Here is a 21,845-nt window from a genome sequence, read left to right on the forward strand (position 1 = left end):
ATGCCCTCCACGATCGTTACGGGTTGTCTGCAGGGCGGCCGTACCCCGACGGCCACGCTGACAGACGGGCTATTTCGCCATGAAAAAGCACGCAAGCAAGCGCCGGATCCACAGCAGGTTGTTCTGGAGTGTCACCGCGGCCGCGGCCGTATCCGCCGGCTCCGTACCGTATGTGTTCAGCAGCTCCGCCTCCGCGCTCACCAGGGTGTGCATGAGCGGCACCCTCGTCTACCACCACAAGGACGCCGAGAACGGTCTGAAACCCGCAACGTCGCCCGCCCGCAGCCTCGATGTGGAGCTGTGGGGGAAGACCACCGCACGGGGCGCCGATTCGAAGCTGGCCACGGGCCGCACCACGGCCAAGGGCTCGTTCCGGGTCTGCCACAACACCGCTGGGGCCGACATACCCCAACTGTGGGTCAGGTTCCTGGCGCAGAGCACCCCTCCATCTGCCCGTACGCCGGTGTGGAAGGTCATCCGCGACTCCGACAAGCCGCGGAATGTCACCTTCTTCGACACAGCACGGAAGCGGAACGTCAAGCGCAACCAGAACTTCGGCATCGTCAGCCCCCCGTCCGCCAAGGCAGGGGCCTGGAAGGTCGCAGACACGGTCAACCCGCTGTACAGCAAGCGGCACAGCCCCACTCCCTGCTGGACGCGCCACGAAACCGCAGGTTCCTGCACACCCCTGACCTACGTCTGGCCGGCCCCTGCCACGGCAGGGAGTTTCTACGATCCCGACCGCAACGTCGTCGTCCTCACCGCGGCGGATGCCGAATCCAGGCATCTCACCCTGCACGAGACCGGACACTTCTTCCACTATGAGCTGTACGAAAAGAACGATCCCCCCGCCGACAACTGCGACCCCCACTTCATCGATAAGCGCAGCTCGCCCTCCTGCGCCTGGACGGAGGCTTTCGCCAATGGCGTTGCCGCCTACGCCCTGGGCGACCGCCGGTTCGTCTTCCCCGATGGTTTCTCCGTGGACCTGTCCGCGGACCGGGCCTTTGCCACCGGTGACGAGGTGGAGGGCCGCGTCGGCGCGTCCCTGCTGGACCTGTGGGAGCCCGGTGGACCGGACGGGGGCAACTGGAACAAGACCATCGACCTCATGGCACGCAAGCGCCCGGTGAACTTCCGCGAGTACTTCCTGCGGGACCGCCCCAGCGCCGGCCTGAGCATCAGCGGGAAGGCCCGAGCCATCATCCGCAAACACACGATCAACTACTGACCGGCACCAGGGGAAAGGTCGCGCGGACTCGGAACTGACGGTCCGGCGTGATGGCGGATTCCACCGTGCCGTGCAGGTGCTGCGCGCGTTCCCGCATACCGAGCAGCCCGAGCCCACTGCCGCTCTCTGTACGGCCGCGATGCCGCTCTGCCGCGGCGGGCAAAGGATTCTGCACGGTCAGCAGCAGGACGTCGGCCTCCCGCTCCACCGTGACCTGCACAGCGGCCTGCGGCGCATGTCTCGTGGCGTTCGCCAGTGCTTCCTGCACGATGCGGTAGACCGCGTACCTGAGCGGCCCTGGGCACATGTCCAGGCTGTCGCCGGTCGTCCAGGACACGGCCATGCCGGCAGCGCGGGCGCTGTGCAGCAACGTTGTCAGGTCGGGGTCGAAGGGCTCCTCTCCAGCGCGGCTGAGGGTCAGTTCCTCCCCCGTGCCGTTGGGGCGCAGCACCTGGAGCAGGTCGCGCAGCTCCACCATTGTTTTGCGGCCGAGTTCTGCTATCAGATGCGCGCCCTCCCCGGCTTCGGATGTACGGCCGGTCGTCACTTCGAGCGCCCCTGCTCGCAGGACCATGAGTCCCACGTAGTGCGTCACGACGTCGTGCATCTCACGGGCGATGCGTGTTCGTTCGGTCAACGCGGCGTTCTGGGCCACCAGTTCCTGCTCGCGCCGCAGCTGGACGTTGAGGGACCGGAGATTGCCGATTCGTTGCCGGTGTTCCTGAACCGTGACGGCAACCAGGGCAGGAGCGATGACGAAAGGCACCATTTGCCGCAGGCCGACCTCTTCAAATGCAGTGACCAGGGACAGGAGCACGCGCTGGTCCGTTCCGCCACCCTCCCTGAACTCCATGACGGCTGCCAGCAGGACGGCAGCAGCACCGATGCCTGCCCACACGTACCGTCGCAGAGAAATCAGGGTGTAGAAGGCGATGGGGAGCGTCACGACGGAGTTGACGACAAAGCGTGCGGCGACTGCGGTGGCGACGACAATCAGCGGCCAACGTCTGCGCGTCAACACCGTCAGCGCCGCTGCGAGATCTATGGCCACCCAGGAGATGTATTCCCAGCCAGGCCAGAGCGGGGTCCCGGCGGGGACGGGGGCGGTCAAGGGACCGCTGGCGTAGTAGTACACCAGCCAATAGACGACGGCTGCCGACGACAACGCGATGTCCACCGCCGTCACTCCGTGGGGAGCGCCGGATTTCCTGTGCCCGTTTCCTGACTTTGCGTCACCCACGGGTATTCCGATGGTCATGGGCCTCCCTTGCTTTCAGGCCCGACACAACGGCGTGCAGGAACGTTCCTTCCATCGCGGCCGCAGTGGCAATGCCCCGAGCGAGCAGAAGCCTACCGGCAGGACGAAGCCCGAACGGATCATGCCGCCAGGACTGTGAGACCGGTCACCATGCCATCGCTCCCCGCCGGAACCGGCCCGCCGCCCAGTAGCAAGGGCGGCCAGGGGCGGGCGGGATGCTCAGCGCCGGGACGCGTACGCCACGAAGTCCGCCCACCGGTCAACGGCGAAGGCGAGTCGGGGGCCTTCGGGGTTCTTGGAGTCGCGGACGTGGACGGTGGCGGGGGTGGCGGCGACCTCGACGCACTCGTTGCTGTCACTGTCGTCGCTGAAGCTGCTCTTGGACCAGCGCAGCCCGGTGTCGTGCCCCGCCGAGTTGTCCGTCATGTGTCTCCCCGCACTTTCTCGATGAAGGCCAGGGACTCCCTTGGCGTGAGAGCCTGCGCCCGGATGGTTCCGTACCGCAGCTCAAGGATCCGGATCTCCTTCGGATCGGAGACCAAGCCACTGGACGACTGGTCGTCGGAGCGTCCGATCACCGAGCCGTCCCTGAACTTCAGCACCTGGATCCGACCGCCCATGCCAGCGTGGTCCTCAAGTTCCGTCGGCATTACCTGGATCTCGACGTTCCGCAACTGACCTACCTCCAGGAGGCGTTCGAGCTGCTTGCGTAGGACCATTCTGCCTCCGATCGGACGTCGCAGCGTGATCTCTTCCTGGACGAATGTGAGAGCCGGGCGAGGTGACCGCTCGAAGATCGACTGCCGTGCCATACGCGCGGCCACCAAGCGTTCTACGTGGTCCTCTGAGTGCGCGGGGCGTCGCATCTCAAACAAGGCCTGGGCATACTCCTCCGTCTGCAACAGCCCGTGCAGATTGTGGTTGCCGTAGGCCCCCAGCTCGACCGCCCGCTCCTCCAGTTTCGCCAGGTCCCGGACCTTCTTCGGATACCGCGCCTCCGCGACGTCCTTCTTCATCGCCGCGATCTTGCCACCCGCGCCCAGCACCTCGTCCGCCCTGTCGAGGAACTCCGGCCTCGGGATGCGCTTGCCGCTCTCCACCTTGTAGATGAGGTTCTCGCCGTACCCGATGGCCGCGCCGAATTCCGCCGGTCGCAGTCCCGCCGACTCCCGCCAGAGCCTGATCTGATGGCCGAGCACCGCGACGACCGCGCCGGACTCGTCCTCCGGATCGACGTCCCAGCCCGGCTCGTCCGCCCCGTCCGCGTACTCCGTACCGTCGCTGCCCACGCTCATGCGCGCCCACCTCCCAGGTGCCGGTCCCCAACGGCGCCCGCGCCCGGAACGTCACGGTGGACAGCCTGTACAGCTCTGGACAGCCCGGGACAGTCACCATACGCATCGGCTCCATCACTGGTCAGCGTATGCACCCGCGGCCACGCTGAGTCACGTGAACTCAGAAATCCCCCACGCCGTGGCCGAGGTCCGCCAGTTCAGCGTGCAGCTCTCCGCCACCCGCAGAGGCGCCCGCCTCGCCCGCCTGCTCGCGACCGAGCAACTCCGCTCCTGGGGGCTGCGGTTCGAGACCGCGGCTCAGGTGGTCGCAGAGCTGGCCGCGAACGCCGCGCTGCACGGACGCGTACCGGGACGGGACTTCCGCCTCGCCCTCACCGCCACCGAGAGCACTCTCCGTATCGAGGTGACCGACACCCGCGGTGACCGTCTCCCCGTCGCCCGGGAGCCCGAAGGCGAGTCCGGACGCGGCCTCATCCTCGTCGACGCCTTCGCCGACCGCTGGGGCGTCGCCCCGGGCCCCGTGCCCTGCAAAACCGTCTGGGCCGAGTTTGATCTCGGGCCCTGGCCGGGCCCCCACGGATCGTGAAGGGCAGTTCCCAACGCCGGTCAGACAGGGCGGCCAGGTTCGGTATATCGATTTTGACGAGCTGTCAGTAGCGTTATCCGCCCCGTGATCTTCCGGCCTGCTCGGCGGTGTTCTACTCCTTCACGCTGTGGCGCCAGGACAGGCTCGACCAGCGGATCCAGGAACTCCTGCGCTGCCCGCCGGCACGGCGCTGCCGACATGGCGGCCGAGCGGCGCGGGAACCGCCTGGAGAAAGCTCTGGTGGACGACAACGCCGCCTCGCCCAGTCAGGCGCGTCCACACCACAGGGATCACCACCGGCTGCGGCTTACCACCATGCCGCGGATATGTCTCGCAGGGTGTTCGTGCCGCAGTGCACCTCGCCCATGCCGAGGTGGTAGGTGTGCCAGTCGTCCAGGTAGGAGACCTTCATGCCCGCTCCGGTGTAGGCGGCGGTCACCGCGGTGGTGAAGATGTCCTTGCCGCCGATGACCGGGCCCCACTGACGGGGTGCCAGATAGCGGTCCTTGCCGAGGAGGATGCCGTTGACCGCGCCCGGGACGTAGGCGCTGGTCCTCACGGCCTCCCGGGCGGCGTCCGCGCCGTTGCGGTTCCGCTCGATCTGCTTCTGCTGACCGAATTCACGCACCGCGTCGGGCGCCCGGCCCGCTCCCATCCGGGTCAGCCGGGGCATCCGGTCGCCGCGCTCGTCCTCCGACCCGCGCGTGTACAGCGCGGGAACCCGCACGATCTCGGCATCGGTGACACCCGTCTCCCGCTTGAGCAGCTCCAGGTTCGCCCTGATCCGCTGTGCGGCCATGGTGTTGTCGGCCACCAGCCACTTCGAGGCCAGCGCCTGGGCGATCGTCTCCTTGGGCGCGGGCAGGCCCTTGCGTCCCGGCACCGAGAACATCCGCGTCCCGCCGTGCCCGGCCGTCTGCGCCTCGCGCAGCAGCCGCAGCCCCGCCCCGGGGTCGGCCAGCCCGATCTTCCAGCCGCGCGGGGTGTCCGCGGGCAGGAACTGCACGAACTCGTCCACATGCCCCACATCCAGCCACGAGGTGTCCAGGAGCAACGGGTCCTGGAAGCCCTGGGACTTCAGCAGGGTGCGCATGGCCCGAGCGGGCTTCGAGCCGTTGTCCTTGCGCTCGCCCATGATGATCCGCCCGGCCGGGAACGACCGGCCGCCGTGGCTGTACGGAGGAATGGTCTCCAGGTTCCCCGTGGAGTTGAGGGTCTCCTCCTCCGAGTCGCGGACCCCCGAGACCTGGACCACGCCGACTCCGTTGCCGCGCAGCTTCTCAAACAGCTCCCGGCCCGCCTCACGGTACGGCTGCGCCGACCGCAGCAGCACACGCATCGCCTGCCGTCGGCCGCCCGGAGCGGGCATGCTCACATAGCCCGGCTCGACGAAGTCCTGGGCCCAGATGTCCTGGTACTTGGTGAAGGTCAGCAGCGGCTTGTCGATTCCGGCCGACCTGACCTCCGCCGCAAGGCCGTTGACGAACGCCTGCTGCTGGCGCGCGTAGTCGTCCTTCCCCGGCAGTCTGGTCACCATCAACTGCTGTGCCTGCTGGAGGTGGTGCTGGGTCAGCAGCGGTGCCACACGCAGGGTGATCTCGTCCGACGTGCTCCTCTTCCCGGTGGTCACGGTCAGGCGTATCACCGCCCGGCCACCCCAGGCCGCGTCGTCGCGTATGACGTCGGTGGCCTCGACTCCCAGCTCCACGCCCGAGCGCAGCTCGGCGGCGGTGAGCCGGGTCCTGTCCGTGGCCCAGGTCCAGCCCGTGGACCGTTTGACGAAGACGCGGGTGTTCCTGGCCCCGGCCGTGACCTTGAGGGTGCCCGTCGAGGCCGCCGGCAGGTCCGCCATCGGTACGGAACGCACCCGCGCCAGGTCAGCCGCGTCGCTCGTGCCGTTCACCACGGTGTCGGAGGCGTCGTTGCACGCGGCGAGCCGGGCGTCCGGCAGCGGCTTGCCACCCGCTCCCGTGGCCGCGCACCGCTTGGTGTCGTCATCGATGTTGGGCAGGAACACCGCGCCCCTCGTGGGGGACCAGCCGTCCTCGCCGGCGTTGTCGGTCGCGCCGGTGACGTCCACCCGCCCGTCACGGTTCACGTCCGCCCGCAGATCCGCCCGCGCCGCGGGCGCGCCGAACGCCGGTGACACAGGCGCCAGAACTGCCCCGACAACAGTGACCGTCACGGCGAGCGCCGCACGTCGTGCATGGCTCGTACGCAAAGTTCTTCCCCTTTCCGGGATCGGCTGTCAGACCGGAAGGCCACCGGTCGTGGTGGTTCGTGAAACTCAGGGACAACCGCCCCCCGCAGCCCGAGTGCGCTGCGAAGGGTGGTGTTTCGCGTTTGTCTCGGGTCAAGCGCCCAAGATCAGTAACGCAGCATGTGACCTCGTTGGGCGAGCGTCGTTTGCTGCGCCGTCCCGCTGTCGTGGGCCGTGGCTTGTGCGGTGGCGACTGCCATGCCGCCGCCGACGAAGGCGAGGGCGCCGCACGCCAGCAGCAGCCGCACGCGGGCGGAACGCCGGACGCGGCCCGCCTGCGGGGTGGGCGTGGAGGTGGAGGTGGACTGCTTGCTATGAGAATTCATGGCGTTTCCCGCTTCTCGAGGCTGTGCCGGATCTCCCGGCGGATCTGTAGCCGAGCGTTCCCATCCGGGAATCCGTTGGCCACTCCGGTGTACGTGCCGCCCAGCCAAGGTACTCAACTCCGTTAGGGAGAAGGCGACTTGCGGACGGGTAGATTTCGGCGTGCGGCGAGGGCTAAGCGCAGGTCAAGCGCACACCCGGGAGAAGAACCGAAGCCCCTTCGCGGCGTACCGAAGTCTTTTGATGTAGGGGTCCCGGAACCCGGCACGGCGACGGCATCAGCGGCTCGGCGCCGGCGAAGTCGCGGCGGCATCGGCGAAGTCGCGGGCGGCTTCGGCGTCACCCGGCCTGAACGGGCACGCACGGTCTGGCCTGCCTTTTGTGTGGCAGGGATGAGCTCGGCGGCTGGCTGTGGTGCGCTGTGGGAAACACGGCAGCAGACCAAGCCGTTGTTGCCGCGAGGGAATTGATGACACGTGGGGAGACCGATTCCCCCTGATTCCCCACCATTGAGGAATGTCCGGTCCACCTGGAGACGCGGGCCCATATGGCAACGGGAGCCACCGCAAACGCCTTTACACACGACGCGCCCTTCGCAGCCAACTTGCTGCGAAGGGCGCTATGGCACTATGACGAGGAATTATCCGACCGTGTCAACATTGGAGCCGCCACGGAAGGGCAGTTGACCTGCTGCATCACCAGAGGCGCCAAGGGACAGGCAGCATCCTGCTGCCTGGGCAGCCGGGCCCCTCACTGGTCTGCTCGGGCGCAACACCAAAGGCGCTCCCCGTAGCTTGCCCCGGCCGAAGCGCCTACGCCTGCCACCAGGGGAAGTAGTTGTTCGTCTTGAAAGGATTTTCCGCGCTCTTGGCGAGGGGCGGCCTGTGGTCCGGGTCAAATCCAGGAATACCGAGCGCCGTCACGCCGGCCGCGCGCAGGTCGTCCGAGCCCTTGCCGGCATCCTTCTGCGTGTGCTGTTCCGGCGAGCTGGCAGCCGTCCCGGTGTCGCCCGCCGGAGCCTGGCCCGACGCGAACGCGGCACCACTGCCCAGGAACGCGACGGCGGCAGCGCCGGCCAGCGTGAGCCCTAGACGCGATGAGCGCTCGGCGGGACGCCGGTGCGAGGCAGGGGCGGAAGACGGCCTATCAATATCAGAATTCACAGTGTAATCCCTTTCGTTGAGGGTGCGCGGGTTCTCCGCATGGGTTCTGCGGAACAGCCTCAACATCACCAGAGCAGGGATTCATGAACAACCGTGCATTTTCTCGACCGCCCCGATGCTTCGGCGGCAACTACGAACTACTTCGGTAGCCATCCGAAACGGTTCGGCTCAGGCGGCCAGATGCCGCTGGTACCGCTTCGTCAGCAGCGCTGGAGCTCACCAGCTCGGCGCGAGCATCTACGCCAACGGTTCCTGGAGCGGAGTGACGGCCCCGACAACGGCAACCGCCTCGGCGAAGCTCCGCGCCCGAACCCAGAAGGTCCTCATCGGCCGCATGAAGCTGACCGCAGACTCGGCGGACGACGTACCGGTCGGCTGGCTCCTGGAATACCTCGGAACCTGCGGTTACCCGCTGATGCTCCGAGTGCGGGGCGAAGCGTCCTGCTCCAGCTGCGGGCCCGCCGGTTCGCCTGCCGAACGCCGGGTGCGGGCGCCGTACGTTCGTCGAGCAGATACCCGGCCTGACCCGAAGGCACGGCCAGCCGACCGAACGGCTCCGCGCGCCCCTGGCCGCGATCGGTCTCGCCCTTGCGGGCCGGGCCGGATCCCGGCTGGCCGACATCGTCGGTGCGCCGGTCAGCCGCGGCACTGTCCTGCGGCTGGCCGGCGCGCTTCCCGAGCCGGAGGTACCCGCTCCGCGGGTGACCACCCACCGCTTCGGCTGTGGGACGAAGCCCTTGCCCTGGTCGTCCGGGTTGCGGCGGACGACCTCGAAAGCCGCTCAGAAACCGCTCAGAAGCCGGACTACCGCACGAACACTCCCGCCTGGCTCGCCAGATCCAGGAAGTACTGCGGAGCCACGCCCAGCACCAGCGTCACCGCCACGCCCACCGCGATCGTCGTCATCGTCAGCGGCGACGGCACGGCGACCGTCGGGCCGTCCGCCTTCGGCTCGCTGAAGAACATCAGGACGATCACCCGGATGTAGAAGAACGCGGCGATCGCCGACGAGATCACACCGACCACGACCAGGACGCCCGCGCCGCCCTCCGCCGCCGCCGTGAAGACCGCGAACTTTCCGGAGAACCCGGAGGTGAGCGGAATGCCGGCGAAGGCGAGCAGGAACACCGCGAAGACGGCGGCCACCAGCGGTGAACGGCGGCCGAGGCCCGCCCACTTGGACAGGTGTGTCGCCTCGCCGCCCGCGTCCCGGACCAGCGTGACCACCGCGAACGCGCCGATCGTCACGAAGGAGTACGCCAGCAGATAGAACAGGACGGAGGAGACACCGGCGGGGGTCGTCGCGATCACACCGGCGAGGATGAAGCCCGCGTGCGCGATGGACGAGTACGCGAGCAGCCGCTTGATGTCGGTCTGTGTGATCGCCACGATCGCACCGCCCAGCATGGTGACGATCGCGACCGCCCACATGACCGGCCGCCAGTCCCAGCTCAGCCCCGGCAGCACCACATACAGCAGACGAAGCAGCGCACCGAACGCGGCGACCTTCGTCGCCGCCGCCATGAAGCCGGTGACCGGTGTCGGTGCTCCCTGGTAGACGTCCGGCGTCCACATGTGGAACGGCACCGCTCCGACCTTGAACAGCAGGCCCATCAGGATCATCGCGCCACCGATCAGCAGCAGCGCGTCGTTGCCCATGGTGTCGGCGAGCGCCGGGTCGATCGTGCGGACGCTGCCGTCGACGACGTCCGCGATCCTGGCGTACGAGACGGAGCCCGCGTAGCCGTACAGAAGGGCGATGCCGAACAGCAGGAACGCGGAGGAGAACGCCCCGAGCAGGAAGTACTTGACGGCCGCTTCCTGCGACAACAGCCGCTTGCGGCGGGCGACGGCGCAGAGCAGATAGAGCGGGAGCGAGAAGACCTCCAGCGCGACGAAGAGCGTCAGCAGATCGTTGGCCGCGGGGAAGACCAGCATGCCGCTGATCGCGAACAGCACCAGCGGGAAGACCTCGGTGGTGGTGAACCCGGCCTTGACCGCTGCCTTCTCGCTGTCGCTGCCGGGCACGGAGGCTGCCTGCGCGGCGAACGAGTCGATGCGGTTGCCGTGCGCCGCCGGGTCGAGCCGGCGCTCGGCGAAGGTGAAGACGGCGACCAGCGACGCCAGCAGGATCGTGCCCTGCAGGAACAGTGCCGGGCCGTCGACCGCGATCGCGCCCATCGCAGCGATGTGCGCCTTGGTCGTGCCGTATCCGCCGGCCGCGAGGCCGACAACCGCCGCGAAGGCGGCCACGAGCGCGACGACGGTCAGGAACACCTGGGTGTGGTACCGCGCCCTGCGCGGTACCAACGCCTCGACCAGCACACCCACGACGGCGGCGCCGACCACGATCAGCACGGGTGCCAGCTGGGCGTACTCGATGGTCGGGGCGGGGATCTTGTCGATCGGCTCGGCGGCCGTCGCCCACAGGCTGTGGACAGTTGTAGCGCTCACTTGGCCGCCTCCACTTCGGGCTGGGGGTCCTTCTGCTGTACGTCGGACATCGTCTGCTCCACCGCCGGGTTGACGATGTCGGTCAGCGGCTTCGGGAAGACGCCGAGGAAGAGGAGCAGCGCGATCAGGGGCGCGACCACCACCAGCTCACGAGCCCTGAGATCGGGCATCTTCGCCACCTCGGGCCTCACCGGGCCCGTCATCGTCCGCTGGTACAGGACGAGGGTGTAGAGCGCGGCGAGCACGATGCCGAAGGTCGCGACGATCCCGGCCACCGGATAGCGCGCGAACGTGCCGACCAGGACCAGGAACTCACTGACGAAGGGCGCGAGACCCGGCAGCGAGAGCGTGGCCAGGCCGCCGATCAGGAAGGTGCCGGCGAGCACCGGCGCGACCTTCTGCACCCCGCCGTAGTCCGCGATGAGCCGCGAGCCGCGCCGGGAGATGAGGAACCCGGCCACCAGCATCAGCGCGGCGGTCGAGATCCCGTGGTTGACCATGTAGAGCGTCGCGCCCGACTGCCCCTGGCTCGTCATCGCGAAGATGCCCAGGATGATGAAGCCGAAGTGGGAGATCGAGGCGTACGCGACCAGCCGCTTGATGTCGCGCTGGCCGACCGCGAGCAGCGCGCCGTAGACGATGCTGATCAGCGCGAGCACCAGGATCACGGGCGTGGCCCACTTGGACGCCTCCGGGAAGAGCTGGAGGCAGAAGCGCAGCATCGCGAACGTGCCGACCTTGTCGACGACCGCGGTGATCAGCACGGCGACCGGGGCGGTCGCCTCACCCATGGCGTTGGGCAGCCAGGTGTGCAGCGGCCACAGCGGCGCCTTCACCGCGAAGGCGAAGAAGAAGCCGAGGAACAGCAGCCGTTCGGTGTTGGTCGCCATGTCGAGCGAGCCGCTCGTGCGGGCCTCGGCGATCTCGGTGAGCGAGAAGCTGCCCGCGACCACATAGAGCCCGATGACGGCGGCCAGCATGATCAGACCGCCGACCAGGTTGTAGAGCAGGAACTTCACGGCCGCGTACGACCGTTGGGTCGCCGCCGCCTCGTCGCCCTGCGCGTGGGCGCGGTCGCCGAAGCCGCCGATGAGGAAGTACATCGGGATCAGCATGGCTTCGAACAGGATGTAGAAGAGGAAGACGTCGGTGGCCTCGAAGGAGAGGATCACCATCGCCTCGACGGCGAGGATGAGGGCGAAGAAGCCCTGTGTCGGACGCCAGCGCGAGCCCGCCGAGGGTTCGGTCTCCAGGGGGTCCGCGTCGTGCCAGCCCGCCATGATGACGAAGGGGATCAGCAGCGCGGTCAGGGCGAGCAGCGCCACCCCGATGCCGTCCACGCCCAGTTCGTACCGGACGCCGAAGTCCTTGATCCAGGCGTGGGATTCGGTCAGTTGGTACCGGTCGCCGCCGGGCTCGAACCGTACGAGCACGATCGCGGCCAGTGCCAGTGTGCCGAGCGATACGAGCAGCGCCAGCCATTTGGCGGCGGTGCGCCTCGCGGCCGGGACGGCGGCGGTGGCGATGGCGCCGATGGCCGGGAGCGCCGCCGTGGCCGTCAGGAGTGGGAAGGACATCTCAGACCGCCCTCATCAGCAGGGTCGCGGCGATCAGGATCGCCGTACCGCCGAACATCGAGACCGCGTAGGTGCGGGCGTAGCCGTTCTGCAGTTTGCGCAGACGGCCGGAGAGCCCGCCGAACGACGCCGCCGTGCCGTTGACCACACCGTCGACCAGGGTGTGGTCGACGTAGACCAGGGAGCGGGTGAGGTGCTCGCCGCCGCGGACCAGGACGACGTGGTTGAAGTCGTCCTGATAGAGATCGCGACGGGCGGCCCGGGTGAGCAGCGAGCCGCGCGGCGCGAGCACCGGAACCGGCCTGCGGCCGTACATCCCCCAGGCGATGGCGACGCCGACGGCCAGGCAGACCATGGTCGCCCCGGTGATCGTGGCCACGCTGAGGGGTGAGTTCCCGTGCGCGTGCCCGGTGACGGGCTCCAGCCAGTTCAGGAAGCGGTCGCCGATGCTGAAGAATCCTCCGGCGAAGACCGACCCGAACGCCAGGATGATCATGGGGATGGTCATCGACCGGGGGGACTCGTGCGGATGCGGCTCATGGCCTTCCGCATCGGGCTGCCAGCGCTTCTCGCCGAAGAACGTCAGCAGCATCACGCGGGTCATGTAGAACGCGGTGATCGCCGCGCCCACCAAGGTCACGACGCCGAGGATCCAGCCCTCGGTGCCGCCCTTGGCGAAGGCCGCCTCGATGATCTTGTCCTTGGAGAAGAACCCGGACAGCCCGGGGAAACCGATGATCGCCAGATAGCCGAGCCCGAAGGTGACGAAGGTGATCGGCATGTACGTCCGCAGGCCGCCGTACTTGCGCATGTCGACCTCGTCGTTCATGCCGTGCATGACCGAACCGGCGCCGAGGAACAGCCCGGCCTTGAAGAAGCCGTGGGTCACCAGGTGCATGATCGCCCAGACGTATCCGATCGGACCGAGGCCGGCCGCCAGGATCATGTAGCCGATCTGCGACATCGTCGAACCGGCCAGGGCCTTCTTGATGTCGTCCTTCGCGCAACCGACGATGGCACCGAAGATCAGCGTGACCGCGCCGACGACCACGACCACCAGTTGCGCGTCCGGGGCGGCGTTGAAGATCGTTCCGGATCGGGTGATGAGGTAGACGCCCGCGGTCACCATGGTCGCCGCGTGGATCAGGGCCGAGACCGGGGTCGGGCCCTCCATCGCGTCCCCGAGCCAGGACTGCAGCGGCACCTGGGCGGACTTGCCGCAGGCCGCCAGCAGGAGCATCAGGCCGATCACCGTCAGCCTGCCCTCACTCGTCTCACCCGTCACCTCAAGCACCGGGTCGAAGGCGAAGGTCCCGAAGGTGGTGAACATCAGCATGATCGCGATCGACAGACCCATGTCACCGACGCGGTTGACGAGGAAGGCCTTCTTCGCCGCCGTCGCCGCGCTGGGCTTGTGCTGCCAGAACCCGATCAGGAGGTACGAGGCGAGGCCGACGCCCTCCCAGCCGACGTACAGGAGCAGGTAGTTGTCGGCGAGGACCAGCAGCAGCATCGCCGCGAGGAAGAGATTCAGATAGCCGAAGAAGCGGCGGCGGCGCTCGTCGTGCTCCATGTAGCCGATGGAGTAGATGTGGATCAGTGAGCCCACACCCGTGATCAGCAGGACGAACGTCATCGACAGCTGGTCGAGCTGGAAGCCGACGTCCGCCTGGAAGCTCTCGACGGGAATCCAGGTGAACAGCGTGCTGGTCAGGGTGCGTTCCTCCGCACCCTTGCCCAGCATGTTCACGAAGAGCACCACACCGATCACGAAGGACGCAGCCGCGAACGCCGTACCGAGCAGATGGCCGACGCGGTCGAGCCGCCGCCCGCCGCACAGCAGGACCGCGGCTCCGAGCAGAGGCGCCGCGACGAGCAGCGCAATCAAGTTCTCCACGATTCAGCGACCCCTTACAGCTTCATCAGGCTGGCGTCGTCGACCGAGGCCGAGTGGCGGGAACGGAAGAGCGACACGATGATCGCGAGCCCCACCACGACCTCCGCGGCGGCGACGACCATCGTGAAGAACGCGATGATCTGACCGTCGAGATTGCCGTGCATCCGGGAGAAGGCGACGAACGCGAGGTTGCAGGCGTTGAGCATCAGCTCGACGCACATGAAGACGACGATCGCATTCCGCCGGATCAGCACCCCGGACGCCCCGATGGTGAACAACAGGGCGGCCAGGTAGAGGTAGTTGACCGGATTCACCGTGTGACCTCCTCTTCGTCCCGGTCCCGTCCGAGCCGTACCTCCGAGCGCTGCTCCAGCGCCTTGAGGTCGTTCATCGCCTCGGTCGACACATCGCGGATCTGGCCGCGGTCCCGCAGCGTCTTGCTGACGCTGAGCTGGGACGGCGTGCCGTCGGGCAGCAGACCCGCGATGTCCACGGCGTTGTGCCGGGCGTAGACGCCGGGGGCGGGGAGCGGCGGCAGGTGCTTGCCCTCCCGGACCCTCTGCTCGGACAGCTCGCGCTGGGTCCTGGCCCGCTCGGTGCGCTCCCGGTGCGTGAGCACCATCGCGCCGACGGCCGCCGTGATCAGCAGCGCGCCGGTGATCTCGAAGGCGAAGACGTACTTGGTGAAGATCAGCCGGGCGAGACCCTCGACGTTGCCGCCGCTCACGCTGTTCGCCGTGCCCAGGCCGTTGAAGTTCTTCAGGGAGGCGTTGGCGATACCGGCGATCAGCAGCACGCCGAAGCCGAGCCCGCAGAGCGCGGCGAGCCAGCGCTGGCCCTTCAGCGTCTCCTTGAGCGAGTCGGCCGCGGTGACGCCGACCAGCATGACGACGAAGAGGAAGAGCATCATGATCGCGCCGGTGTAGACGATGATCTGGACGACGCCGAGGAAGTACGCGCCGTTGGCCAGATAGAAGACCGCCAGAATGATCATGGTCCCGGCGAGGCAGAGCGCGCTGTGCACGGCCCGCCTCATCAGGATCGTGCCCAGCGCGCCGATGACGGCGACGGGCCCGAGCACCCAGAACTGGACGGCCTCAGGGGTCGACGTGACCGTGGCCGCGAGCGTGCTCATGCGCCCACCTCCTCGTCCTTCTCCTCCTTGGAGACGGCCTCCTGCCGGACCGTGCCGGGGGCCGCCTCGGTGACCAGGCCCCGGTAGTAGTCCTGCTCGTCCATCCCGGGGAAGATCGAGTGCGGGGAGTCGACCATGCCCTCGTCCAGACCGGCGAGGAGCTGCTCCTTGGTGTAGATGAGGTTCTCGCGGGAGCTGTCGGCCAGTTCGAACTCATTGGTCATCGTCAGCGCACGCGTCGGGCATGCCTCGATGCACAGCCCGCACAGAATGCAGCGGGCGTAGTTGATCTGGTAGACCCGGCCGTACCTCTCGCCCGGGGAGTAGCGCTCCTCGTCGGTGTTGTCCGCGCCCTCGACATAGATCGCGTCCGCCGGGCAGGCCCACGCGCACAGCTCGCACCCGATGCACTTCTCGAGCCCGTCCGGATGACGGTTGAGCTGGTGCCGGCCGTGGAAGCGCGGGGCCGTGACCTTCTGCTGCTCGGGGTACTGCTCGGTCAGCCGCTTCTTGAACATGGCCTTGAAGGTCACGCCGAAGCCGGCAACCGGATTCTGGAACTTGTTCTCGGATTCCTCAGACACCGTCAGCCTCCTTTCCGTCACCAGGACCGTCACTCTTAGTATCGAGGCCACCACTGACAATCAACTCGCGCTCCCGGCGCGGACGCCTGCGCGGAACCGGCGGCAACTCCTGCCCGGGCAGCGGCGGTACGGGGAATCCGCCGGCCATCGGGTCGAAGACCTCGGGAGCCGCCTTCGCGGCCTCGGCCTCCGCCGCCTTCTCCTTCTTGCCGCGGAACATGTCGGCGACGAAGGAGAGCAGCAGCACCGCGATCACCGCGCCGGCGACGTACAGCAGGATCTGCTGGAACTCGTAGTTCTCGTTCCGCAGGGCCCGCACGGTCGCCACCAGCATCAGCCAGACGACCGACACCGGAATGAGAACCTTCCAGCCGAGCTTCATCAGCTGGTCGTAGCGGACCCGGGGCAGCGTGCCGCGCAGCCAGATGAAGAAGAACAGCAGCAGCTGGACCTTGATGACGAACCAGAGCATCGGCCACCAGCCGTGGTTCGCGCCCTCCCAGAAGGCGGAGATGGGGTAGGGCGCCCGCCAGCCGCCGAGGAAGAGGGTGACCGAGACCGCGGAGACGGTGACCATGTTGACGTACTCGGCCAGCATGAACATCGCGAACTTGATCGAGCTGTACTCGGTGTTGAAGCCGCCGACCAGGTCGCCCTCGGACTCGGGCATGTCGAAGGGGGCGCGGTTGGTCTCGCCCACCATCGTGACGATGTAGATGATGAAGGAGACCGGCAGCAGGATGATGTACCAGCGGTCCGCCTGGGCCTCCACGATCGCCGAGGTCGACATCGACCCCGAGTAGAGGAAGACGGAGGCGAAGGCCGCGCCCATCGCGATCTCGTACGAGATCATCTGCGCGCAGGAGCGGAGCCCGCCGAGCAGCGGGTAGGTCGAGCCGGAGGACCAGCCCGCGAGGACGATGCCGTAGATGCCGACCGAGGCGACCGCGAGGATGTAGAGCATCGCGATCGGCAGGTCGGTCAGCTGCATCGAGGTGCGGTGCCCGAAGATCGAGACCTCGTCGCCCGCGGGCCCGAAGGGGATCACGGCGATCGCCATGAAGGCCGGGATCGCGGCGATGATCGGCGCGAGGACGTAGACGACCTTGTCCGCCCGCTTGACGATGACGTCTTCCTTCAGCATCAGCTTGATGCCGTCGGCGAGCGACTGGAGCATGCCCCAGGGGCCGTGCCGGTTGGGGCCGATGCGCAGCTGCATCCAGGCGACGACCTTGCGCTCCCACACGATGGAGAAGAGCACGGTGATCATCAGGAAGGCGAAGCAGAACACGGCCTTGATGAGGACGAGCCACCAGGGGTCGCGCCCGAACATCGACAGGTCCTCGGCGGCGAGGAGGGTCGGGTTCACGACTGCACCTCCGGTGCGTCAGCGGCTTCGGTCGCCGCGGGGCCGATGCGGACCGGCTGCCCGGGAACGGCGCCGGTGTCCGATGTGACACCGCCGCCCACGGAGTTCAGCGGCAGCCACACCACCCGGTCGGGCATCTCGCTCACCAGGAGCGGCAGCCGCACCTCGCCTGCCGGGCCGGAGACCGCCAGGACGTCGCCGTCCTTGACCCCCGCCTCGGCCGCGGTGGCCGCAGAGAGCCGGGCGACCGCGGCGTGCCGGGTGCCGGCCAGCGCCTCGTCGCCCTGCTGAAGCAGGCCCTGGTCGAGCAGCAGCCGGTGTCCGGCGAGTACGGCCTCGCCCTCACCGGGACGGGACAGCTGCCGGGCGGACTCCGCGGGCTCGGCGGCCCGGGGCCCGTCCCAGGCGCCGAGCCGGTCCAGCTCCGCGCGGACGGCCTTGAGGTCCGGCAGCCCGAAGCCGACGTCGAGCGCGTCGGCGAGCATGTGCAGCACGCGCGCGTCGGTCGGCGCGAGGCGCCGGGTCATCTGCTCGGGCTTGAGCGCGGCCTCGAACAGCCTCGCCCTGCCTTCCCAGTTGAGGAAGGTGCCCGACTTCTCCGCGACGGCGGCGACCGGGAAGACCACGTCGGCCCGCTCGGTGACCGCGCTCGGCCGCAGCTCCAGGGAGACCAGGAAGCCGATCTCGTCGAGAGCCGCACGCGCGCGTGCCGGGTCTGGCAGGTCCGCGATCTCGACGCCCGCCACCAGCAGCGCGCGCAGTTCGCCGGTGGCCGCGGCCTCGACGATCTGGCCGGTGTCGCGGCCGTAGCGGTGCGGGAGTTCGCGTACGCGCCAGGCCGCCGCGGTCTCCTCGCGGGCCCGCGGGTCGGTGGCAGGTCGACCGCCGGGCAGCAGCGACGGAAGGGCGCCGGCTTCGATCGCGCCGCGCTCACCGGCCCTGCGCGGGATCCACACCAGCCGCGCGCCCGTCGCGGTCGCGGTCCGCAGAGCGGCGGTGAGTGCTCCGGGCACACCCGCGAGCCGCTCGCCGACCACGATCACCGCGCCCTCGGTACGCAGCGCCTCGGCCGCCTCGGCGCCGTCCCCTTCCAGGCCGGCTCCGCCGCCGAGCGCGTCCAGCCACTCGGTCTCGGTGCCGGGGGCTGCGGGCAGCAGCGTGCCGCCCGCCTTCTGAAGGCCCCGGGTGGCGTGCGTGGCCAGGGCGAAGGTGCGCTGGCCGTGCTTGCGGTGGGCCTTGCGCAGCCGCAGGAAGACGCCGGGGGCCTCCTCCTCGGACTCGAAACCGACGAGCAGGACCGCTGGGGCCTTCTCCAGCGATGTGTTGGTGACGCCCGTGCCGTCGAGGTCACGGCCCCGGCCCGCCACCTGGGCGGCGAGGAAGTCGGCCTCTTCGCAGGAGTGCACGCGTGCGCGGAAGTCGACGTCGTTGGTGTCGAGTGCGACGCGGGCGAACTTGGCGTACGCGTAGCTGTCCTCGACGGTCAGCCGGCCGCCGACCAGCACCCCGGTCCGGCCGCGGGCGGCGCTCAGCCCGCGGGCCGCCGCGTCGAGCGCCTCGGGCCAGCTCGCCGGTTCAAGTACGCCCTCGTCGTTGCGCACGAGCGGAGTGGTCAGCCGGTCCGGCTTCTGTGCGTAACGGAAGCCGAAGCGCCCCTTGTCGCAGATCCACTCCTCGTTGACCTCGGGGTCGTCGGCCGCGAGCCGCCGCATGACCTTGCCGCGCCGGTGGTCGGTGCGGGTGGCGCAGCCGCCCGAGCAGTGCTCGCACACCGAGGGCGACGACACCAGGTCGAAGGGCCGGGAGCGGAATCGGTACGCCGCCGAGGTCAGCGCGCCGACCGGGCAGATCTGGATGGTGTTGCCGGAGAAGTACGACTCGAAGGGGTCACCCTCGCCGGTGCCGACCTGCTGGAGCGCGCCCCGCTCGATCAGCTCGATCATCGGGTCGCCGGCGACCTGGTTGGAGAAGCGGGTGCAGCGGGCGCAGAGCACGCACCGCTCACGGTCGAGCAGCACCTGGGTGGAGATCGGCACCGGCTTCTCGTAGGTGCGCTTCCTGCCCTCGAAGCGGGTGTCCGGGTCGCCGACCTGCATGGCCTGGTTCTGCAGGGGGCACTCGCCGCCCTTGTCGCAGACCGGGCAGTCCAGCGGGTGGTTGATCAGCAGCAGCTCCATCACACCGCGCTGGGCCTTCTCGGCGACCGGCGAGGTGAGCTGCGACTTGACGACCATGCCGTCGGTGCAGGTGATCGTGCAGGAGGCCATCGGCTTGCGCTGGCCCTCGACCTCGACGATGCACTGGCGGCAGGCCCCGACCGGGTCGAGGAGGGGGTGGTCGCAGAACCGCGGGATCTCGATGCCGAGCAGCTCGGCGGCCCGGATGACCAGGGTGCCCTTGGGCACGCTGATCTCGATGCCGTCGATCGTCAGCGACACCAGATCTTCCGGCGGTACGGCCGCCTCGCCGCCCCCGGAGGGAGCACTAGTGGTCACCGTCATGCGTTCACCTCCAGGTGCTTGTCGGCCCAGGCGGTCGACCGGGAGGGGTCGAAGGGGCAGCCGTTGCCGGTGATGTGCTGCTCGTACTCCTCGCGGAAGTACTTGAGCGAGGAGAAGATCGGCGACGCTGCGCCGTCGCCGAGGGCGCAGAAGGACTTGCCGTTGATGTTGTCGGCGATGTCGCCGAGCTTGTCGAGGTCGGACATGACGCCCTTGCCGGCCTCGATGTCGCGCAGCAACTGGACGAGCCAGTAGGTGCCTTCGCGGCAGGGTGTGCACTTGCCGCAGGACTCGTGGGCGTAGAACTCGGTCCACCGGGTGACCGCCCGCACCACACAGGTCGTCTCGTCGAAGCACTGGAGCGCCTTGGTGCCGAGCATGGAACCGGCGGCGCCCACCCCCTCGTAGTCCAGCGGGACGTCGAGGTGCTCGTCGGTGAACATCGGGGTCGAGGAGCCGCCCGGCGTCCAGAACTTGAGGCGGTGCCCGGCGCGCATACCGCCACTCATGTCGAGCAGCTGGCGCAGCGTGATGCCGAGGGGGGCCTCGTACTGGCCGGGGTTGGTGACATGGCCGCTGAGCGAGTAGAGCGTGAAGCCGGGGGACTTCTCGCTGCCCATCGATTTGAACCAGTCCTTGCCCCGAAGGAGGATCGCGGGAACGGACGCGATGGACTCGACGTTGTTCACCACAGTGGGGCACGCGTACAGACCGGCGACCGCGGGGAAGGGGGGACGCAGCCGGGGCTGACCGCGACGGCCCTCCAGGGAGTCCAGCAGCGCGGTCTCCTCACCGCAGATGTACGCGCCGGCGCCGGCGTGCACGGTGAGTTCGAGGTCGAGTCCGCTGCCGAGAATGTTCTTGCCGAGAAGGCCCGCCCCGTACGCCTCGCGCACGGCCTCGTGCAGCCGCCGCAGGACGGGGACGACCTCACCGCGCAGATAGATGAAGGCGTGTGACGACCTGATCGCGTAACAGGCGATCACGATCCCCTCGATGAGGGAATGCGGGTTGGCGAAGAGGAGCGGGATGTCCTTGCAGGTCCCGGGCTCCGACTCGTCGGCGTTGACAACAAGATAGTGAGGCTTGCCGTCTCCCTGGGGAATGAACTGCCACTTCATCCCGGTGGGGAAGCCGGCCCCGCCACGGCCGCGCAGACCGGAGTCCTTGACGTACGCGATGAGGTCGTCCGGCGACATGGCCAGCGCCTTGCGCAGACCCTCGTATCCGTCGTGCCGCCGGTAGGTGTCCAGCGTCCAGGACTCGTCTTCGTCCCAGAAGGCCGACAGGACGGGCGCGAGCAGCTTCTCGGGGCTGCTCTCCCCCCCGGCCTCCGGGCCGGAGGTGCCTCCGTATTCGGTGGACAAGGTCATCACTCCCCCTCCTCGGCTGCGGGACCGGCCGGGTGCTCCGGGTCGGAGGCCGATGTCTCCTGCGGTGCGTCGTGCGAGCTGAGGTGCTCGGACGGGGACGGCTCGTGCGGCTGGTCGCCGTGCGCGGCCTGGCCCCGCTGGGAGACGATCCGGGCCGCCGACGTCTCGCCCTTGGCGAGCCGCAGGCCGATCAGGGACGCGGGGCCCGCGCCGCCGCTCGCCTGTACCGCGCCCTCGCGCTCGTCCGGGAAGCCGGCGAGGATCCGCGCGGTCTCCTTGTACGTGCACAGAGGGGCGCCGCGGGTCGGCTCGACCGGGCGTCCGGCGCGCAGGTCGTCGACGAGCTGCCGCGCGGACTCGGGCGTCTGGTTGTCGAAGAACTCCCAGTTGACCATCACGACGGGAGCGAAGTCGCAGGCCGCGTTGCACTCGATGTGCTCAAGGGTGACCTTGCCGTCTTCGGTCGTCTCGTTGTTGCCGACGGCGAGGTGCTCCTTCAGCTCCTCGAAGATGGCGTCGCCGCCCATCACGGCGCACAGGGTGTTGGTGCAGACGCCGACCTGGTAGTCGCCGGACGGCTTGCGCCGGTACATCGAGTAGAAGGTCGACACCGCGGTGACCTCGGCGGTGGTCAGCTCCAGCACCTCGGCGCAGAACCGGACCCCGGTGCGGGTCACGTACCCCTCCTCCGACTGCACCAGGTGCAGCAGCGGCAGCAGGGCGGACCTGCTGTCGGGGTAGCGGGCGATGATCTCCTTCGCGTCCGCTGCCAGCCGGGCGCGCACATCGGCCGGGTAGTCGGGGGCGGGGAGCTGGGGCATCCCCAACTGGACGTCGG

The 21,845-nt window shown here is 68.7% G+C and carries 18 protein-coding genes and 1 pseudogene; 2 read left to right on the forward strand and 17 right to left on the reverse strand.

Annotated elements, in window-relative coordinates:
• The first annotated feature begins 79 nt into the window (after window positions 1–79).
• Complete coding sequence (locus tag OG293_RS14325) at window positions 80–1,231, forward strand: metalloprotease (protein WP_405999178.1); 1,152 nt, start codon at window positions 80–82, stop codon at window positions 1,229–1,231.
• Here the strand turns inward: OG293_RS14325 and OG293_RS14330 are convergent.
• The 3 genes from OG293_RS14330 to OG293_RS14340 form a co-directional block, all read right to left on the reverse strand.
• A complete protein-coding gene (locus tag OG293_RS14330) occupies window positions 1,221–2,408 on the reverse strand; it encodes a sensor histidine kinase (protein WP_405999179.1) in 1,188 nt (395 codons plus the stop codon). The two genes, OG293_RS14325 and OG293_RS14330, sit on opposite strands and share 11 nt — an antisense overlap.
• 300 nt (window positions 2,409–2,708) lie before the next feature.
• Window positions 2,709–2,915, reverse strand: coding sequence for a DUF397 domain-containing protein (locus OG293_RS14335; RefSeq protein ID WP_405999180.1), 207 nt, complete (start codon window positions 2,913–2,915; stop codon window positions 2,709–2,711).
• Window positions 2,912–3,784: a helix-turn-helix domain-containing protein gene (locus OG293_RS14340; RefSeq protein WP_405999181.1), complete on the reverse strand. Its 873-nt coding sequence runs from the start codon at window positions 3,782–3,784 to the stop codon at window positions 2,912–2,914. The genes OG293_RS14335 and OG293_RS14340 overlap by 4 nt, the downstream gene beginning before the upstream one ends.
• 154 nt (window positions 3,785–3,938) lie before the next feature.
• On the opposite strand from OG293_RS14340, the gene OG293_RS14345 reads away from it, so the two are divergent.
• A complete protein-coding gene (locus tag OG293_RS14345) occupies window positions 3,939–4,370 on the forward strand; it encodes an ATP-binding protein (RefSeq protein WP_405999182.1) in 432 nt (143 codons plus the stop codon).
• Between the two features lie 307 nt (window positions 4,371–4,677).
• On the opposite strand, the gene OG293_RS14350 is transcribed toward OG293_RS14345, so the two are convergent.
• The 14 genes and pseudogenes from OG293_RS14350 to nuoE all read right to left on the reverse strand — a co-directional run bounded on the left by OG293_RS14350 (window position 4,678) and on the right by nuoE (window position 21,828).
• Window positions 4,678–6,591 carry a protein-arginine deiminase domain-containing protein gene (locus tag OG293_RS14350; RefSeq protein ID WP_405999183.1) on the reverse strand — a complete coding sequence of 638 codons (1,914 nt, stop codon included), beginning with the start codon at window positions 6,589–6,591 and terminating at the stop codon, window positions 4,678–4,680.
• Between the two features lie 146 nt (window positions 6,592–6,737).
• Entirely contained in the window at window positions 6,738–6,956 is a 219-nt protein-coding gene (locus OG293_RS14355) for a hypothetical protein (RefSeq protein WP_405999184.1), read from the reverse strand.
• Window positions 6,957–7,766: 810 nt separating this feature from the next.
• A complete protein-coding gene (locus OG293_RS14360) occupies window positions 7,767–8,183 on the reverse strand; it encodes a hypothetical protein (RefSeq protein WP_405999185.1) in 417 nt (138 codons plus the stop codon).
• A gap of 619 nt (window positions 8,184–8,802) precedes the next feature.
• A pseudogene (locus tag OG293_RS14365) lies at window positions 8,803–8,889 on the reverse strand (IS5/IS1182 family transposase); the annotation flags it as partial.
• Window positions 8,890–8,921: 32 nt separating this feature from the next.
• Window positions 8,922–10,571 (reverse strand): NADH-quinone oxidoreductase subunit NuoN, encoded by a 1,650-nt coding sequence (gene nuoN, locus OG293_RS14370; RefSeq protein ID WP_405999186.1) that lies wholly within the window; start codon window positions 10,569–10,571, stop codon window positions 8,922–8,924.
• Window positions 10,568–12,148 carry an NADH-quinone oxidoreductase subunit M gene (locus tag OG293_RS14375; protein WP_405999187.1) on the reverse strand — a complete coding sequence of 527 codons (1,581 nt, stop codon included), beginning with the start codon at window positions 12,146–12,148 and terminating at the stop codon, window positions 10,568–10,570. Before OG293_RS14375 ends, nuoN begins: the two co-directional genes overlap by 4 nt.
• A gap of 1 nt (window position 12,149) precedes the next feature.
• Window positions 12,150–14,045 carry an NADH-quinone oxidoreductase subunit L gene (gene nuoL, locus OG293_RS14380; RefSeq protein ID WP_405999188.1) on the reverse strand — a complete coding sequence of 632 codons (1,896 nt, stop codon included), beginning with the start codon at window positions 14,043–14,045 and terminating at the stop codon, window positions 12,150–12,152.
• 14 nt (window positions 14,046–14,059) lie between these two features.
• The gene (gene nuoK, locus OG293_RS14385; protein WP_307539564.1) at window positions 14,060–14,359 is read right to left on the reverse strand and encodes an NADH-quinone oxidoreductase subunit NuoK; all 300 of its coding nucleotides are present in this window, start codon (window positions 14,357–14,359) and stop codon (window positions 14,060–14,062) included.
• Window positions 14,356–15,180 carry an NADH-quinone oxidoreductase subunit J gene (locus OG293_RS14390; RefSeq protein WP_405999189.1) on the reverse strand — a complete coding sequence of 275 codons (825 nt, stop codon included), beginning with the start codon at window positions 15,178–15,180 and terminating at the stop codon, window positions 14,356–14,358. The genes nuoK and OG293_RS14390 overlap by 4 nt, the downstream gene beginning before the upstream one ends.
• Complete coding sequence (gene nuoI, locus OG293_RS14395; RefSeq protein ID WP_405999190.1) at window positions 15,177–15,764, reverse strand: NADH-quinone oxidoreductase subunit NuoI; 588 nt, start codon at window positions 15,762–15,764, stop codon at window positions 15,177–15,179. Before nuoI ends, OG293_RS14390 begins: the two co-directional genes overlap by 4 nt.
• On the reverse strand, window positions 15,757–17,097 hold the full coding sequence (gene nuoH, locus OG293_RS14400; protein ID WP_406003592.1) for an NADH-quinone oxidoreductase subunit NuoH: 1,341 nt from the start codon (window positions 17,095–17,097) through the stop codon (window positions 15,757–15,759). The genes nuoI and nuoH overlap by 8 nt, the downstream gene beginning before the upstream one ends.
• 32 nt (window positions 17,098–17,129) lie before the next feature.
• On the reverse strand, window positions 17,130–19,634 hold the full coding sequence (locus tag OG293_RS14405) for an NADH-quinone oxidoreductase subunit G (protein ID WP_405999191.1): 2,505 nt from the start codon (window positions 19,632–19,634) through the stop codon (window positions 17,130–17,132).
• The gene (nuoF, locus tag OG293_RS14410; protein WP_405999192.1) at window positions 19,631–21,007 is read right to left on the reverse strand and encodes an NADH-quinone oxidoreductase subunit NuoF; all 1,377 of its coding nucleotides are present in this window, start codon (window positions 21,005–21,007) and stop codon (window positions 19,631–19,633) included. The genes OG293_RS14405 and nuoF overlap by 4 nt, the downstream gene beginning before the upstream one ends.
• Window positions 21,007–21,828 (reverse strand): NADH-quinone oxidoreductase subunit NuoE, encoded by an 822-nt coding sequence (gene nuoE / locus OG293_RS14415; protein ID WP_406003593.1) that lies wholly within the window; start codon window positions 21,826–21,828, stop codon window positions 21,007–21,009. Before nuoE ends, nuoF begins: the two co-directional genes overlap by 1 nt.
• Between the last annotated feature and the right edge of the window lie 17 nt (window positions 21,829–21,845).

Origin of the sequence: Streptomyces sp. NBC_00829, assembly GCF_045161795.1 — a bacterium.
GTDB lineage: Bacteria > Actinomycetota > Actinomycetes > Streptomycetales > Streptomycetaceae > Streptomyces.